Source organism: Shewanella sp. NKUCC01_JLK, from assembly GCF_019345615.1.
In the GTDB taxonomy this organism is placed as follows: Bacteria; Pseudomonadota; Gammaproteobacteria; order Enterobacterales; family Shewanellaceae; genus Shewanella; species Shewanella oncorhynchi.
Genome location: NZ_JAHKRD010000004.1, coordinates 147,551 through 163,457 on the forward strand (window position 1 = coordinate 147,551; position 15,907 = coordinate 163,457).

Annotated in this window: 16 protein-coding genes; 15 read left to right on the forward strand and 1 reads right to left on the reverse strand. The window is 45.1% G+C overall.

All coding sequences use genetic code 11. The features are described from left to right. The first annotated feature begins 685 nt into the window (after positions 1-685). The 10 genes from rppH to KO537_RS06185 all read left to right on the forward strand — a co-directional run bounded on the left by rppH (position 686) and on the right by KO537_RS06185 (position 9,425). Positions 686-1,210: an RNA pyrophosphohydrolase gene (gene rppH / locus KO537_RS06140; RefSeq protein WP_006080762.1), complete on the forward strand. Its 525-nt coding sequence runs from the start codon at positions 686-688 to the stop codon at positions 1,208-1,210. Between the two features lie 23 nt (positions 1,211-1,233). Next, on the forward strand, positions 1,234-3,468 hold the full coding sequence (gene ptsP, locus KO537_RS06145) for a phosphoenolpyruvate--protein phosphotransferase (RefSeq protein ID WP_105249864.1): 2,235 nt from the start codon (positions 1,234-1,236) through the stop codon (positions 3,466-3,468). A 59-nt stretch (positions 3,469-3,527) separates the two neighbouring features. Beyond that, a complete protein-coding gene (locus KO537_RS06150; protein WP_113940671.1) occupies positions 3,528-4,328 on the forward strand; it encodes a sulfite exporter TauE/SafE family protein in 801 nt (266 codons plus the stop codon). Between the two features lie 42 nt (positions 4,329-4,370). Continuing rightward, positions 4,371-5,180, forward strand: coding sequence for a prolipoprotein diacylglyceryl transferase (gene lgt / locus KO537_RS06155; RefSeq protein WP_173246133.1), 810 nt, complete (start codon positions 4,371-4,373; stop codon positions 5,178-5,180). Continuing rightward, positions 5,177-5,971 (forward strand): thymidylate synthase, encoded by a 795-nt coding sequence (gene thyA / locus KO537_RS06160; protein ID WP_105249861.1) that lies wholly within the window; start codon positions 5,177-5,179, stop codon positions 5,969-5,971. The genes lgt and thyA overlap by 4 nt, the downstream gene beginning before the upstream one ends. 117 nt (positions 5,972-6,088) lie before the next feature. After that, entirely contained in the window at positions 6,089-7,258 is a 1,170-nt protein-coding gene (gene nhaA, locus KO537_RS06165; protein ID WP_028760832.1) for a Na+/H+ antiporter NhaA, read from the forward strand. 2 nt (positions 7,259-7,260) lie between these two features. Further along, on the forward strand, positions 7,261-7,647 hold the full coding sequence (locus tag KO537_RS06170; protein ID WP_028760831.1) for a hypothetical protein: 387 nt from the start codon (positions 7,261-7,263) through the stop codon (positions 7,645-7,647). A gap of 114 nt (positions 7,648-7,761) precedes the next feature. Further along, positions 7,762-8,670, forward strand: coding sequence for a transcriptional activator NhaR (gene nhaR, locus KO537_RS06175; protein WP_028760830.1), 909 nt, complete (start codon positions 7,762-7,764; stop codon positions 8,668-8,670). A gap of 85 nt (positions 8,671-8,755) precedes the next feature. Further along, a complete protein-coding gene (locus KO537_RS06180) occupies positions 8,756-9,004 on the forward strand; it encodes a succinate dehydrogenase assembly factor 2 (protein ID WP_173246130.1) in 249 nt (82 codons plus the stop codon). Then, on the forward strand, positions 8,985-9,425 hold the full coding sequence (locus KO537_RS06185) for a protein YgfX (protein WP_173246127.1): 441 nt from the start codon (positions 8,985-8,987) through the stop codon (positions 9,423-9,425). The genes KO537_RS06180 and KO537_RS06185 overlap by 20 nt, the downstream gene beginning before the upstream one ends. A 34-nt stretch (positions 9,426-9,459) precedes the next feature. Here KO537_RS06185 and nadB read toward each other — a convergent pair whose 3' ends face one another. Further along, positions 9,460-11,073, reverse strand: coding sequence for an L-aspartate oxidase (nadB, locus tag KO537_RS06190; protein ID WP_028760827.1), 1,614 nt, complete (start codon positions 11,071-11,073; stop codon positions 9,460-9,462). A 190-nt stretch (positions 11,074-11,263) separates the two neighbouring features. Here nadB and rpoE point away from each other — a divergent pair, with 190 nt between their 5' ends. The 5 genes from rpoE to lepA all read left to right on the forward strand — a co-directional run bounded on the left by rpoE (position 11,264) and on the right by lepA (position 15,896). Next, the gene (gene rpoE, locus KO537_RS06195; protein WP_028760826.1) at positions 11,264-11,842 is read left to right on the forward strand and encodes an RNA polymerase sigma factor RpoE; all 579 of its coding nucleotides are present in this window, start codon (positions 11,264-11,266) and stop codon (positions 11,840-11,842) included. Positions 11,843-11,883: 41 nt separating this feature from the next. After that, complete coding sequence (locus KO537_RS06200) at positions 11,884-12,510, forward strand: RseA family anti-sigma factor (RefSeq protein ID WP_028760825.1); 627 nt, start codon at positions 11,884-11,886, stop codon at positions 12,508-12,510. A 12-nt stretch (positions 12,511-12,522) separates the two neighbouring features. Continuing rightward, a complete protein-coding gene (locus KO537_RS06205; protein ID WP_173246125.1) occupies positions 12,523-13,455 on the forward strand; it encodes a MucB/RseB C-terminal domain-containing protein in 933 nt (310 codons plus the stop codon). A 10-nt stretch (positions 13,456-13,465) separates the two neighbouring features. Further along, on the forward strand, positions 13,466-13,939 hold the full coding sequence (locus tag KO537_RS06210) for a SoxR reducing system RseC family protein (protein WP_105249858.1): 474 nt from the start codon (positions 13,466-13,468) through the stop codon (positions 13,937-13,939). Between the two features lie 166 nt (positions 13,940-14,105). Beyond that, entirely contained in the window at positions 14,106-15,896 is a 1,791-nt protein-coding gene (gene lepA, locus KO537_RS06215) for a translation elongation factor 4 (RefSeq protein WP_028760822.1), read from the forward strand. Positions 15,897-15,907 lie beyond the last annotated feature (11 nt).

The window sequence follows — 15,907 nt, forward strand, 5'->3', positions numbered from 1 at the left end:
GATTTTACTTAAAAATAACCGCTTAGCAATGGCGGTTAAAAAACGAGCACTACAGGGGGAGTGAACTTGTACCGAATGTTTTTATTCTAAGTAACTGATTTTAAATTTTATATCCGTGTTAACCCCCGTTTTGCAAAAAAGTGTTCAAAGTTACTCTCTGCTTTCCCTTGCGTTCCCCACATACTTATCCACAGATATTATGGATAACTCAGGAAAGTGAGCCTCTTAACCTAATAAAAATCCTAAGTCAATGCGAATAAAGTGCATTTATTCTGGCTTTTGTGGACAGTTGTGGACACTATTTGTGTATAAAGTTGAGTAATATCGCGAGAATGATAGAAATACCTCTTGCTGGTCAAATAATGAGCTTTATTGGTTTTTTAGTCTAAAATAAATCATGATTAATGTGCAAGTTTATGAATTTGTTTGCTATTAAGTTTTAACGCTAAATTTTAAAAACGATGGTAAATAGATGTTTTTTGAACGTTATAACAAGTTCACCTGAGTTTCAAACAGAGATATCCACAGAAAATGTGGATATCCCCGGATTCCATCCCCTAGCATTGTTGATAAATGTCTTTTAAGTCAGATGTTATCCAAAGCTTAGGATAAAATAGAGGTTTGCTGAGAGACTAGCTTTATGAAACAATCAGTTTATTAAAATTTAATGTGATTTGGAGTCCATGTGATTGATAGCGACGGCTTTCGCGCAAATGTGGGCATTATAATTTGTAACAGATATGGCCAAGTCATGTGGGCTAGACGTTTCGGTCAACACTCATGGCAATTTCCTCAAGGTGGCGTCGATGATGGCGAGACAGCAGAAGAGGCGATGTACCGTGAGTTGTATGAAGAAGTGGGCCTAAGACCTGAACACGTGCATATATTAACCTCGACCCGTTCTTGGTTGCGCTATCGTTTGCCAAAGCGTTTAGTCAGACAAGACAGTAAACCTGTGTGTATCGGGCAAAAACAAAAGTGGTTTCTGTTACAACTGAAAAGCCAAGATAGTGCGATTAATTTGAGTTCTTCTGGGCATCCTGAATTTGACGATTGGCGCTGGGTAAGTTATTGGTATCCTGTGCGGCAAGTCGTGTCATTTAAGCGTGATGTTTATCGTAAGGTGATGAAAGAGTTTGCGGTAACGGCATTGTCATTCCAAACCCTAGAAATACCTAGGAAACGGGGAAGACAAAAAACAACGGGCTGATTTTCAAAAGAGGATTGAAAACAGTGTTAAATACGCTTAGGGATATTACTCAGGCTGTGGCATCTGCCCACAGTTTGGAAACCGCATTAGAAATCTTAGTTTCATCGACTAAAGCGGCGATGGAAACCCAATGTTGCTCCATCTATATCCTAGAAGAGCAAGAACTCGTGTTATCTGCAACCGATGGTCTTGAAAAAAGCGCCGTTGGTCGAGTACGTATGCCGCTGACTGAAGGTTTAGTTGGACTCGCTGCCCAGCGAGAAGAGGCCGTTAATTTAGCGGATGCTCGGCTTCATCCAAGGTTTAAGCTTTTTCCTGAAGTCGCCGAAGAAGAATACCGCGCTTTTTTAGCTGTACCTATTATCTACCAGAAGGCTGTGGTTGGGGTGATAGTGGTACAGCAGGCGAGTGCTCGTCAATTCAGTGAGGGCGAAGAAGCCTTCCTGATGACCCTCGCCGCCCAATTAGCGATGGCAGTGCGTGGGTTAAAACAAAAAGCACAAGTCAGCTCCCATCATCAACAAATTCTGTTTCAAGGTACTTCAGCATCAAACGGTATCGCCATTGCGTATGCCTTCGTACTTGGTGGGGAAATCCCCCTTGAACAGCCTGAGGTGCGTTCTGACGATATTGCCTATGAATCGAGTCGCTTAACCACGGCTATGGTGCGTTGTAAAGAAGCGATAGGTGCCTTATCTCAACGGTTTGATCGTGAGCAAGATGACGAAGTTGTCTCCATTTTCAATGCATTACAGTTACTGCTCGATGATGCTAGTTTAGGCGGCGAATATACCCGTGAAGTGCAATTAGGCTGGGCTGCTGAGTCGGCGGTGAGCCGAGTGTCTCTACGTTATATTCAACAGTTTTTAGCAATGGAAGACCCTTACCTTAAGGAGCGGGCTAGCGATATTCGCGACTTAGGTCAAAAAGTATTGCGCCAACTTATTGAGCCAGAACGTCTAGAGCTTGAGCCCGATAAACCTGTAATCCTCATTACCCGTGAAGCCGATGCGACTATGTTGGCTGAGTTCCCAAGGCAAAAGCTTGCGGGTATTGTCACGGAGCTTGGTGGCGTAAACTCCCATGCCGCCATTTTAGCCCGCGCCTTAGGTGTGCCTGCAATCACAGGTGTCGAGCAACTGTTATCTGCCAATATTGACCAAAAACTTCTAGTCGTAAACGCAAGCCGTGGTCAGTTATTGGTGTCGCCATCACCCGCTATTGTCGGTGAGTATCGTAGCCTTATTTCGGCACAAAAAGCCTTGCAACGCCAGTATGCCCAAGAATTAGCGCTGCCTTCTGTAACCTTAGATGGTTCACGTATTCGCTTGTATCTCAATGCGGGATTACTCAGTGGTGTGGCCTCTGAAATTGCAGAGGGCGCCGACGGTATTGGGCTTTATCGCACTGAAATTCCTTTTATGTTGCAACAGCGCTTCCCGAGTGAATCTGAGCAAGTCAAAGTCTATCAACAGGTCTTATCGGCAGCGTCCGGTCGACCTGTGGTGATGCGTACTTTAGATGTGGGAGGCGATAAACCTTTACCGTATTTCCCGATTAAAGAAGACAATCCTTTCCTTGGATGGCGCGGTATTCGCTTGTCTCTGGATCATCCTGAGCTGTTTTTGGTGCAGTTACGGGCCATGCTACAGGCTGGGGGAGACGGTAAACAGTTAAGTATTTTGCTGCCTATGGTCAGCAACTTAGATGAAATCGATCAATCCTTAGAATATTTGCAACAAGCCTATGTCGAATTAAAAAACGATGTTAACAGCGACATAGTGATGCCACGAATAGGCATTATGCTCGAAGTGCCCGCCATGCTATATCAGTTGGATGATGTGGCAAAACGAGTGGATTTTGTCTCTGTTGGTAGTAATGATTTAACCCAATATTTACTGGCTGTTGACCGTAATAACCCGCGGGTGAGCTCGTTATTTGACAGTTATCATCCTGGAATATTGCGGGCTTTGCATCAGGCGCACCTCGATTGTCGATACCATAAACTCGATATTAGTATCTGTGGAGAGTTAGCGGGCGAACCTATGGGGGCCATTTTGCTGGTGGCTATGGGATACGATCAGTTGAGTATGAATCAGGGCAGTTTAGCGCGGATCAATTATCTATTGCGTCGTGTTGCGCGGGCCGATTTAGATCAATTACTTGCTAAAGCGCTGAGCCTATCAAACGGCTTCCAAGTGCGTGAGCTGGTTAAAGAATATTTGACCCAGCAGGGTCTTGCAACAATTCTTAATTAACTAATGCTGTGTTTTGCTTTAAGCTAAGGCCCTCAATTTATCACGCTGTAGGTACTCGTGTGGATAGTTTGTTGTTGGTGTTCTTTATTTGCTTGGCTTTAGGCGCATTTGTCGGCTTTATGGCAGGATTATTAGGTATCGGTGGCGGCTTGATTGTGGTGCCTGCACTGCTTTATATTTTGCCATCGGTCGGTATTAGCTCTACTCAGCTCCCCCATATTGCAATTGCCACTTCGCTAGCAGCCATTATTCTCACCTCTATTTCGTCGGCACGTGCCCACCATAAGCGTGGCAATGTGCCTTGGAATTTATTCAAATCAATGTTACCGGGCCTGATTATAGGCGCGCTGGCTTCAGGTTTTATTGCTGAGCGTATTCCCGCTGATAAGTTACAACAAGGTTTTGCCATCTTTGTGATTTTAATGACAATTCAAATGGCTTATCCCGTTAAGGCCGAATCAAATCGTCAATTACCTAATTCAGTAGTGCTTTTTGTTGTATCGGCTTTTGTTGCGGTTTTGGCAGGTTTGACCGGGATAGGTGGCGGTATACTGATAGTGCCATTTTTGACTTTTTATGGTTTACAGATGCGTCAAGCCGTGGGCTTTTCTGCGGCGATGGGCTTCTTAATCTCTCTTTCTGGCAGTTTCGGCTATATTATTGCAGGTATGAATGCCCCTGAGTTGCCCTATGGTACCTTAGGCTATATCTATTTACCTGCATTGTTTGGTTTAGTGATCACTTCTGTCTTGATGGCGCCTGTGGGGGTAAAAGCGGCGAGCACTTGGCCAACACCTGTACTTAAAAAGATATTTGCATTGTTACTTCTATGTGTCGGCCTTAAGTTAATTCTGACCTAGTTTTTATGTTTATCTCAGTTTGAGGCTGCTAATGGATGTGTTATGGCGTTGAGTTTCCCCAATATCGATCCCGTGATCGTTTCATTTGGACCGTTTAATCTTTTTGGACAAACCTTTGAACCGGCACTGCGTTGGTATGGTTTTACCTATTTAGTCGGATTTGTTGCGTCCATGTGGTTGTTGAACCGCCAAGCCGACCGTTCAAAGGGGATATGGGCGCGGGAGCAAGTCTCAGATTTACTCTTTTATGGTTTTCTTGGGGTGATTTTAGGTGGCCGTATCGGTTACGTGCTTTTTTATCATTTCGATTATTTCCTCGCCAGTCCCCTCTATTTATTTAAAATCTCTGAAGGTGGCATGTCCTTCCACGGCGGTTTGATGGGCGTGATTACGGCGATGCTCTATATCGCGTGGAAACAAAAACGTACTTTTTTTGCTGTCGCCGATATGGTGGCACCTGTTGTGCCTATTGGTTTAGGCGCTGGTCGTATTGGTAACTTTATCAACGGCGAGCTTTGGGGACGAACCACTGATCTGCCTTGGGCTATGGTGTTTCCAACTGGTGGGCCTGACCCACGTCATCCATCCCAGTTGTATCAGTTCGCCCTTGAAGGCGTAGCATTATTCCTATTACTTTACTGGTTTAGCAAACGTACCGATAAAGTCGGTGCAGTCTCTGGTATGTTCTTAGTCGGTTACGGTATGTTCCGTATTATGGTTGAAACTGTGAGGCAACCCGACACACAGTTGGGACTTTACTGGGGATTTATGACTATGGGGCAGATACTCTCTGTGCCTATGGTGTTAATCGGTTTGTACTTGATTTTTCGTAAGCAAGGTAAGCAGCAATGAAACAGTATTTAGACTTAATGAAGCACATATTAGCCGAAGGCGTGGATAAATCGGATCGCACAGGTACTGGGACTCGCTCGGTATTTGGCTATCAAATGCGCTTCGATTTGAGCAAAGGTTTTCCTTTGGTGAGCACCAAAAAATGCCATATGCGCTCTATCATCCATGAATTGCTGTGGTTTCTGAAGGGGGAAACTAACGTTGCCTATTTACGCGAAAACAAGGTCAGCATTTGGGATGAATGGGCCGATGATAATGGCGATTTGGGCCCAGTTTATGGTGCCCAGTGGCGCAGTTGGCCAACCCAGAGTGGTGATGCTATCGATCAGATTTCGCAAGTTATCGCCCAGATAAAATCTCAGCCAGATTCTCGCCGTCTTATCGTTTCTGCGTGGAACGTGGGCGAACTGGATAAAATGGCTTTGGCACCGTGCCACGCATTTTTTCAGTTCTATGTAGCCGATGGCAAATTATCTTGTCAGCTGTATCAGCGTAGTTGTGATGTGTTTCTTGGTTTGCCATTTAATATTGCCAGTTATGCTTTGTTAACTATGATGGTCGCCCAGCAATGTGACTTGGCCTTAGGTGATTTTGTGTGGACGGGTGGCGATACCCATTTATATTCTAATCATATGGAACAGACGGCACTGCAGTTAAGTCGTGATCCAAAACCGCTGCCGACCATGACTATTGTACGCAGACCTGAGTCGATTTTTGACTATCAATTCGATGATTTTGAATTAACAAACTACGCTCCACACCCTCATATCAAAGCCCCTGTTGCTGTGTGATGTATGTTTTTTAGCCTAACACTTCGGGATAACCGAGGTGTTAGGGAGAAACTTACGATTATATTTGTTATTACAATTCGTCTACACTCAATTCATTATGATTTTTAGGAGTGCAAGATGGAAAAAGCAATTAGAAATTTTCTGAGCCAAGAGTCGGCTGGCGGTATCCTGTTATTGGTTGCTGTTGCCTTAGCCATGCTGATGGCCAATTCCCCCTTATCTGGACTTTATCAAGGCTTTTTAGGCACTGACGTTCAAGTCAAAATTGGCGAGCTCAATATACACAAGCCACTCATCCTGTGGATAAATGATGGCTTGATGGCCATATTCTTTTTGCTGATTGGTTTAGAAGTGAAACGTGAGTTACTTGAAGGCGCCTTATCTAGTGTCGCTCAAGCTTCCCTGCCTACCTTTGCTGCCATTGGCGGCATGTTAGTCCCTGCTGGTGTGTACTTACTGTTTAACTATGGTGATCCTGTCACACAGGCGGGCTGGGCGATTCCTGCCGCGACTGATATTGCCTTTGCCTTAGGTATTATGGCACTGCTCGGAAGCCGCGTTCCTGTTTCACTGAAAGTCTTCTTACTTGCTTTAGCTATTATTGATGACTTAGGCGTCATAGTGATTATCGCGCTGTTTTACAGTACTGACTTATCAACCATCAGTTTAGTGATTGCCAGTTTAGCGATTGCGGGCTTGGTTGGGTTAAACCGCAAAGGGGTTACCTCACTTTTACCCTATGGCATCTTAGGGTTAATCCTTTGGGTTGCCGTACTTAAGTCTGGAGTGCATGCGACTCTGGCTGGCGTCATCATTGCTTTTTGTATTCCATTGCGGGCAAAGGACGGCAGTTCACCCTCAGAAGGCTTAGAGCATAGTTTGCATCCTTGGAGTACTTTCCTCATTTTGCCAGTGTTTGCTTTTGCCAATGCGGGCGTTTATGTCGGCAATATGAATTTGGAGACGTTAATTTCTCCTGTACCTGTTGGTATTGCATTGGGCCTGATGTTAGGTAAGCCAATCGGTGTAATGTTATTTAGCTTTATTGCGGTGAAACTAAAATTAGCGCAATTGCCCGATGGCGTAGGTTGGAAGCAGATTGCCCCCGTCGCGGCCATGTGCGGTATTGGTTTTACTATGTCTATGTTTATTGCGTCGTTAGCCTTTGAACATGCAGACCCTATGTACGGTGACTTAGCACGCCTAGGAACTTTAATCGGTTCGATTATGGCAGCGTTAGTCGGGTATTTCTGGTTATCAAAAGTGTTACCTAATAAAGGAGTATGACTATGATAAAGTTGAAATTAATGGGAATCGTAACGCTCTTATGTTTATCGACAACCGCGACGGCATCGCAAATTTCGGCCTGTAATCAGGATGCAAACTCGCAGACTTGCCAAAGCTATCTTGAAGGAATAGTGGATGGCGCTTTGATGTTTAAATCTGATTCCTTAGGGGCGAGATTAGAAACTAATGGTTATGAATCGAGGGCACTTAAGTATCGCGGTGGTAAACGTTTCCAAGAAGCGAATCGAACCTATTGCGCCGAACGTATTCCTGAACGTAACGTTTTAGTTTCAGGAGTCACTGAAGCGGTAAGTCTGGGGAATGCTGCCGATTTGGAGCAGTTACAAGGCATAGTTACTAACTTACTCGACTGCCAGCGTTTAAAGTAACTTGACTGGGAATCATCAGGTTTTTAATCATTTGATTTTAAACTATCGAGTTTAAAATAACACAGTAACCCCTCAGCGCCTTGGCGTTTGAGGGAGCATTAACAGCGGGTTAGCATGCTGCACTTGAATTATAACCACTTGTATTATTTTTGGATGATTAAGAAAAAGGGCTCAGTCGCGAAGGCGGCCGAAGCCCTATGTTTGACGCCGCAAACGATAACGGGGCAAATTCGTGCCTTAGAAGATAGGTTAAACGGCAGTCTGTTCAAGCGAGTCGGGCGGACATTGGAGGCGACAGAATTAGGTGAATTGGTTTTTCGCTACGCCGATAAGATGTTTAGCCTTAGCTATGAAATGCTCGATTTACTTAACTATCAAAAAGCGGATGCCATGTTATTCGAGGTGGGTATTGCCGATGCCTTATCTAAAGCTTTAGTCAGCCGAGTGTTATTATCCGTAGTGCCTAATGACAATTCTATGCACTTAGCCTGCTATGAGGCGACTCACGAGAGCCTAATGGCACGTTTACGTGAGCATAAACTGGATATGATCCTTTCGGATTGTGCCGGTGAGTCACTGAAATACCCTGAAATTTTATCTAAAAAATTAGGCGAGTGTGGCGTGAGTTTTTTCTCCGCTGAGACTTATAGCGCTGATTTTCCTGCCTGTTTAGAACAAGGCCAGCTATTAATCCCCGGCCGTAGAACTTCACTCGGACAACAGCTATATCGCTGGTTTGACGAGCAAAATCTTAAAGTCAGTATTTTGGGCGAGTTCGATGATGCGGCCATGATGAAAGCCTTTGGTTACCTTAAACGAGGTATTTTTGTCACTCCGTCGATTTATCGCCAAGAAGTGATTTCCCATGGTATGAATTTGCTCGGTGAAACCACCGATGTGAAAGAGGAATACCATGTGATGTTTGCCGAACGTATGATCCAACATCCTGCGGTAAAGCGATTATTGGATACAGATTTTAGCGATCTCTTTGAGGGGCTCGATACGCAAGTACAACAATGCTAATTTTGTGAGTCAATATGAAGGGTTAATCGACACTTTAGTCAGTGAACTGATAGACTAATGCCAAATCTGTGTTGGGAGAAATACCTTGGAATTAATGAACATCGCAAGGGTTCGCTGGGCATGTCGCCGTGGGATGCTGGAATTAGACGTCTTGCTTCAACCTTTTGTTGAAAACTTCTATCAAGAAATGTCCGATGAAGATAAAACCGTGTTTATCCGTTTGTTGGAATGTGAAGATCCAGAATTGTTTGCTTGGTTTATGGGCCATGAAGTGTGCCCTGATATTGAACTGGCTCGTATGATAGTGAAAGTCCGTGGAAGACCGGCACCATAGTTTCAGTGTAAAAGCCTCTTTCGACCAACGACTCTCGTTGGTCGTTTTTATTGGTGTCTGTTCTAGCTCATTTCTGCTTTGGCCCCAAAGCGACATTATCGCCTTATCTCTGCTTAAATATTTGTTTATCGTACTTGTTAGTATTTTTTTGCTGTCGCAGTTGTGGCGACTGCAGCATTGGCGTTTAGATTTTGTGCTGAGTGATAAAGGCGAGGGGCGTTTGTCAACGGGGTCGCACTTTCAGGTACTAAAACGCACTTGGGTCACGCCCTTTGTTTGCTTGATTTATATCGAAGTGGATACTCAGCTACGGCTCTTGCTGGTTTGGGCAGATATGTTAGACGATACTGACTATCGACATTTATGTCGGCTGTTGCTGCGGGCTAAAATACAACAGACTAAACCTCATTCTGAGATTTAGTCTGTTTATGATGAAGTCACCTATGCGTATGCGGTTACTTTTCTGGTAGTAAAATAGTCGGGCGAGGCGCGTCTAATTTCTCTGGATGATCGATATTAAAATGCAGCCCACGGCTTTCTTTACGCTCCATGGCACAGCGAATAATTAATTCGGCCACTTGCACTAAGTTACGTAATTCGAGCAAGTTATTGCTAACCCTGAAGTTACTGTAATACTCCTGAATTTCTTGCTGTAACATCAGGCAGCGGCGCAGTGCACGCTCCAGACGTTTATCAGAGCGTACAATTCCAACGTAGTCCCACATGAATAACCGCAGTTCGTGCCAGTTATGGGCGATGACCACTTCCTCATCCGAGTTCGACACTTTACTTTCATCCCATGCTGGAATTTGTCCCGGGATTTGAATTTTATGCAGTTGGCTTTCTATGTCCTGTGATGCCGCACGGGCAAACACTAAACATTCGAGTAACGAGTTACTCGCCAGACGATTGGCACCATGTAAGCCCGTATAGGCGACTTCACCAATAGCATAGAGACCATTGAGATCCGTCTGACCGTGCATATCTGTCATTACTCCACCGCAGGTATAGTGAGCAGCAGGCACGACAGGGATTGCATCCTTAGTGATATCAATTCCTAGATCTAAGCAACGGCTATAGATGGTCGGAAAATGCTTCATCACAAAGTCAGCATCTTTATGGCTGATATCCAGATACACACAGTCGGCACCGAGACGTTTCATCTCATAGTCGATGGCGCGGGCAACGATGTCACGGGGAGCGAGTTCAGCGCGTTCATCAAAGTCCGGCATAAAGCGGCTGCCATCAGGACGACGCAGATAAGCCCCTTCACCACGCAGGGCTTCGGTGAGTAAGAAGTTGCGCGCATCTGCGTGGTACAAACACGTCGGATGGAATTGGTTGAACTCCATATTCGCCACGCGGCAACCTGCACGCCATGCCATGGCAATACCATCACCACTAGCGACATCGGGGTTTGAGGTATATTGATAAACCTTAGAGCTACCGCCTGTTGCTAACGCAACAAACTTGGCCTTAACGGTTTCGACGTGCTCTTCATTGCGATTCCACACATAAGCGCCTAACACACGATTACCTGGGCGATTTAACTTACGGGTGGTGATGAGGTCGATGGCGTTATAGCGTTCTAAAACTTGAATATTGGGGTGGGCGAGTGCGCGCTCTTGCAGTGTGGTTTGCACTTCTTTGCCTGTGGCATCGGCAGCGTGCAGAATACGTCTGTGGCTATGGCCGCCTTCACGGGTTAAATGGTAAGGTGCGTCTTTTGCATTACCGTCAGTGGTTTCTTCTTTATCGAAGGCAACGCCACATTCGATAAGCCATTGCATCGCACTCTTGGCATTTTCAGCCGTGAAAGTGACAACGTCTTTGTCACATAAACCCGCCCCTGCGATTAAGGTGTCTGCAACATGGGATTCGATAGTGTCACTTTCGTCGAAGACGGAGGCGATACCGCCTTGGGCGTAGTAAGTCGACCCTTCCGAGAGTGGGCCTTTTGAAAGCAGAATTACTTTTGCTTTTTCAGCAAGATGCAAAGCTAGTGTCAGACCTGCGGCACCGCTACCTATGACTAATATGTCAGATTGGTGTTCAACTACTTGTTTCATCGGGTATCATGATGTGACTGAAGAGTGCCAACTATGGTAAACCAACTCACCGATTATGGGTACTTTCCTTTTTACCTTACTTTTTTTGTATAATTTTTAGAACTTTTTCAAAGCCCGCGAGTCTACATAAGTGAATATGATTCGAGCGACTGAGAAATCAGCATTTTAGATTTAGGAGAAGTCGGCTCGGATGAGTGGACAATTAAGTGATCAACAATTAGTTGAGCGCGTACAACAAGGTGATAAAAACGCTTTTAACCTGTTAGTGCTTAAATATCAAAGTAAAGTCATTAGCTTGATATCCCGTTATGTACGGAACCAAGCGGACGTTGCTGATGTGGCACAGGAAGCGTTTATCAAAGCTTACAGAGCTTTGCCAAACTTTCGCGGTGAAAGTGCATTTTATACTTGGTTGTACCGCATCGCAGTAAACACTGCGAAGAATTATCTCGTATCACAGGGGCGTAGAACGCCTGCGAATGATGTTGATGCAGAAGATGCCGAATATTACGAAGGCAGTGACGCGCTGAAGGAGTTTGCCTCCCCAGAACGGCTAATGTTATCGGATGAAATCAAAAAAGTGATTTTCGATACATTAGAGACCTTGCCTGAAGAATTACGAATGGCCATCTCATTGCGTGAACTCGATGGTATGAGTTACGAAGATATTGCCATAGTCATGGATTGTCCTGTCGGGACCGTAAGATCGCGTATCTTCCGAGCTCGAGAGGCAATCGATAAAAAGCTCCAGCCGTTGCTGGAAGCCTAAATTCTTATTTTAAGAAACCCTTATATTTAGACAGGTGAAAAATGGATAAATTAGGTCAAGAATGGGTATCTGCCGCAGTCGATGGAGAGACTGATGCGCAGACCATGGCAGAGTTATCTGCTGATACACATTCACATGATAAATGGCATAACTATCATATGATAGGCGATGCCATGCGTGGCGAATTGCCGCAGACTATTGTGTTAGATCTCTCTGCTAGCATTGCTGCCGCCATTGAACTTGAGCCAGCGATAGTTGCGCCTAAGCATCATGCGTCTAAAGTCACTGCACCTGTAACGCCACAAATTGCCGCCAATTCGGAGCAAAGCCGCGTCGTACCTTTATTTAAGCAATTTGGTCAATATGCCATTGCTGCGACGGTTGCTATGTTTGCGATTGTGGGTGTGCAGAATTACAATCAAACCGCCGATGATGCCGCGTCACCATCGCCCGTGTTAATTACAAGGCCGCTGATTGGTAGCGCATCACCTGTGAGCCTACAAACCGGTCCTGTACAACAGAATCAAGGCTATACCAATGATCAGGTGAATGAGCAACGTCGCCGAATTAATACTTATATCCAAGATCATATGTTGCAACAACGATTGAATACTGGTGCGGTTGTAGAGGACAATACCGAGGTCGTACCCGTTCCGGTCAATCAATAACGAGGAGTTAGCTTGCGTCTAATCCTGTTGGCTTTATTAGCCTTGGTCTTTCCTGCAACCGCGCAGGAAGACATGCCTGCCAAAGCTTGGCTCGAGAAAATGAGTCAGGCTTTACGAGAGAAAGAGTTTAAAGCATCGATTATTCAACTTCAGGCCGATCATATTCGGCCTTTGGTTTACCTGCACGGTAAGGTGAATAATCAAGAAGTTGCCTTTCTAGAATACCTTAACGGTCCACCCAAAAATGCAGTGCGTGTCGGTAATCGTGTGACCTTTATTGAGCACGATGAGCCTGCGTATAGTATCGTTTCTAATCATATTCAAGGTGTCTGGCCTGCTGCTTTCTCTGCCAATATGGCGGACTTAGAAGTGGGTTATCAGTTTGTACTCGGTGGCCGTACCCGTATCGCTGGGCGTCCGGGGCAGATGATCCGCCTGTTGCCTAATGATGAATTCCGTTATGGCTTTCAAATTTGGCTTGATATGGAAACCTATCTGCCGCTGAGATACGACATGCTGACTCAAGATAAGCAATTACTTGAGCAGATAATGGTGATTGAACTCATTGAATTAAGCGAGCCGCCAGCCATTTTGCAAGAGGCCTATAAGCAAGAGTGGCCGGCAGTTATCGATCAAGCCGAGCGCCAAGACGGTCAAAACTGGCAATTTGCTTGGTTACCCGCAGGTTTTACTGTGGTAGTGCGCGACCATCATAGATTAATTGGCAGTCACGAAGCGGTGGAATACATAGCACTGACTGATGGACTGGCAAATATTTCTGTTTATGTGGCGCGTGCGGGCACGAGTCCATTGCCTGAAGAATTAATTACCCGTAATGGCTTGTCGTTAGTCTCAGAAAAAGTCGGTAATGCCGAAGTGGTTGCTGTGGGTAAAGTGCCGACAGAAACCTTAACGCGCATTGCTAAAAGTCTGACGCTAGAATAGGACGCCGATTATGATGGAAGAAATTGCCAGAGTCGTCTCCAGTGATAGTCAAGGCTGGTTGACGGTTGAAGTGGAACTTAAGAGTACCTGCAAGAGCTGCAGTAACAGTGAGTCTTGCGGGACCTCTGCTGTCGCTCAGGCTTTTTCCTCTAAAACCCAGCAATTTTCTATTCAGAGTGACCGCCGCTGCGAGGCTGGTGAATTACTCAAATTAGGCCTTCCTGAGAGCGTGATCCTCAAAGCCGCGGCATTAATCTATTTAATGCCGCTGTTTGGCCTGTTTGTCGGCGCGGCGTTAGGACAATTTTTAGGCCAGTTGCTTGAGTTTAATCCTAACCTAGGTGCCATGGGCTTTGCGGCCGTTGGTGCCTTGATTGCGTGGTCTTTTGGTAAGCAACAGGCTAAACGTTTAGAAGTTGATGCTCAGCCTGTGATTTTGGCCTATTTAGGTAGGAGCATCAATTTAAACGAATTAGCTCAATAATTTCAATGTTTTATTTTTTATCAAATAACAGCTAACTGCGGTTTTGGGCGTTGTTTTATCGGCCTGTCTTAAGTAGGAGTGAATGTGATTGGTATTGAAACCGCAATCAGGTACAATTTCGCTCCTTTGAACCGTATCCATTTTCAGTATTAGTCATTGCAGCATAATGAAACAAATTAGAAACTTCTCAATTATTGCCCATATCGACCATGGTAAATCGACGCTATCAGATCGTCTTATTCAGGTTTGTGGCGGTTTAACCGACCGTGAAATGGATTCTCAAGTTTTAGATTCTATGGATCTAGAACGTGAGCGTGGTATTACGATTAAGGCACAAAGTGTCACTTTGGATTATAAAGCCAAAGATGGCCTTGTCTATCAACTCAACTTTATTGATACCCCAGGTCATGTTGACTTCTCCTACGAGGTCTCGCGCTCATTAGCTGCCTGTGAAGGTGCTTTGCTGGTGGTTGATGCGGGTCAGGGCGTTGAAGCTCAGACATTGGCAAACTGTTATACCGCGCTGGATATGAATCTAGATGTGGTACCCATTTTAAACAAGATTGACTTACCACAAGCCGATCCAGAACGTGTAGCTGCCGAGATTGAAGATATCGTTGGTATCGATGCGATGGATGCTGTGCGTTGTTCGGCTAAAACCGGTGTCGGTGTCGATGAGGTTTTAGAAGTCATTGTTGCCAAAATTCCACCGCCAGAAGGCGATCCTGACGCACCATTGCAAGCCTTGATCATCGATTCTTGGTTTGATAACTACCTAGGCGTAGTGTCTTTAGTGCGAATTAAACACGGTAGCCTGAAAAAAGGTGACAAGTTTAAGGTAATGTCTACAGGACAAAACCACACTGCGGATCGCGTCGGTATTTTCACCCCAAAACAAACTGATAAAACCGAACTTAAAACCGGTGAAGTCGGCTTTGTAATTGCGGGTCTGAAGGAAATTCACGGCGCGCCCGTAGGTGATACGTTAACTTTAGCCAAAAATGGTGCTGAAAAGCCGTTACCTGGTTTTAAGAAAGTGAAGCCACAGGTATACGCTGGCGTATTCCCAATTTCGACCGACGAATATGAAAACTTCCGTGATGCGCTGAACAAACTCAGCCTGAACGATGCGTCATTATTCTTTGAACCTGAAAGTTCTTCGGCACTCGGTTTTGGTTTCCGCATTGGCTATTTAGGCCTGCTCCACATGGAAATCGTACAAGAGCGTTTAGAGCGTGAATACAACCTAGAGTTGATCACCACTGCGCCAACCGTAGTGTACGAAGTTGTCATGACCAGCGGTGAAACGATTTACGTTGATAACCCGTCTGATCTGCCTGCGATTAACAACATTGAAGAAATGCGTGAGCCGATTGTTGAGGCCAACATTTTAGTGCCAAAAGAATACTTAGGTAACGTGATTACCCTGTGTATTGAAAAACGTGGCACCCAAGTGAACATGGTTTACCACGGTAACCAAGTGGCTGTAACTTACCATCTGCCAATGGCGGAAGTGGTCATGGACTTCTTCGACCGTTTGAAATCCACTAGCCGTGGCTATGCATCCCTCGAATATAACTTTATTCGTTTCGATCCTGCAGACATGGTGCGTTTAGATATTCTCATCAACGGCGACCGAGTCGACGCCTTGGCTATGGTTATCCATAGATCAAACATTCGTCACCGTGGTTTAGCCTTAGTGGATAAGATGAAAGAACTTATTCCACGTCAGATGTTTGATATTGCGATTCAAGCGGCGGTGGGCAGTCAAATTATTGCCCGTTCAACCGTAAAAGCCCTGCGTAAAGACGTAACGGCTAAGTGTTATGGCGGCGACGTTTCCCGTAAGAAAAAACTCTTAAATAAACAAAAAGAGGGTAAGAAACGGATGAAGCAAGTGGGTAACGTTGAGGTGCCACAAGAAGCATTCTTAGCGGTACTTAAGCTAAACGAGTAATCGTTAGCATA

What these genes read in the sequence shown, in the direction of transcription:
- lgt (WP_173246133.1), top strand. Translation starts at nt 4,371, where the DNA reads ATGGCGTTGAGTTTCCCCAATATCGATCCCGTGATCGTTTCATTTGGA.
- thyA (WP_105249861.1), top strand. Translation starts at nt 5,177, where the DNA reads ATGAAACAGTATTTAGACTTAATGAAGCACATATTAGCCGAAGGCGTG.
- nhaA (WP_028760832.1), top strand. Translation starts at nt 6,089, where the DNA reads ATGGAAAAAGCAATTAGAAATTTTCTGAGCCAAGAGTCGGCTGGCGGT.
- KO537_RS06170 (WP_028760831.1), top strand. Translation starts at nt 7,261, where the DNA reads ATGATAAAGTTGAAATTAATGGGAATCGTAACGCTCTTATGTTTATCG.
- nhaR (WP_028760830.1), top strand. Translation starts at nt 7,762, where the DNA reads ATGCTGCACTTGAATTATAACCACTTGTATTATTTTTGGATGATTAAG.
- nadB (WP_028760827.1), bottom strand. Translation starts at nt 11,073, where the DNA reads ATGAAACAAGTAGTTGAACACCAATCTGACATATTAGTCATAGGTAGC.
- rpoE (WP_028760826.1), top strand. Translation starts at nt 11,264, where the DNA reads ATGAGTGGACAATTAAGTGATCAACAATTAGTTGAGCGCGTACAACAA.
- KO537_RS06200 (WP_028760825.1), top strand. Translation starts at nt 11,884, where the DNA reads ATGGATAAATTAGGTCAAGAATGGGTATCTGCCGCAGTCGATGGAGAG.
- KO537_RS06210 (WP_105249858.1), top strand. Translation starts at nt 13,466, where the DNA reads ATGATGGAAGAAATTGCCAGAGTCGTCTCCAGTGATAGTCAAGGCTGG.
- lepA (WP_028760822.1), top strand. Translation starts at nt 14,106, where the DNA reads ATGAAACAAATTAGAAACTTCTCAATTATTGCCCATATCGACCATGGT.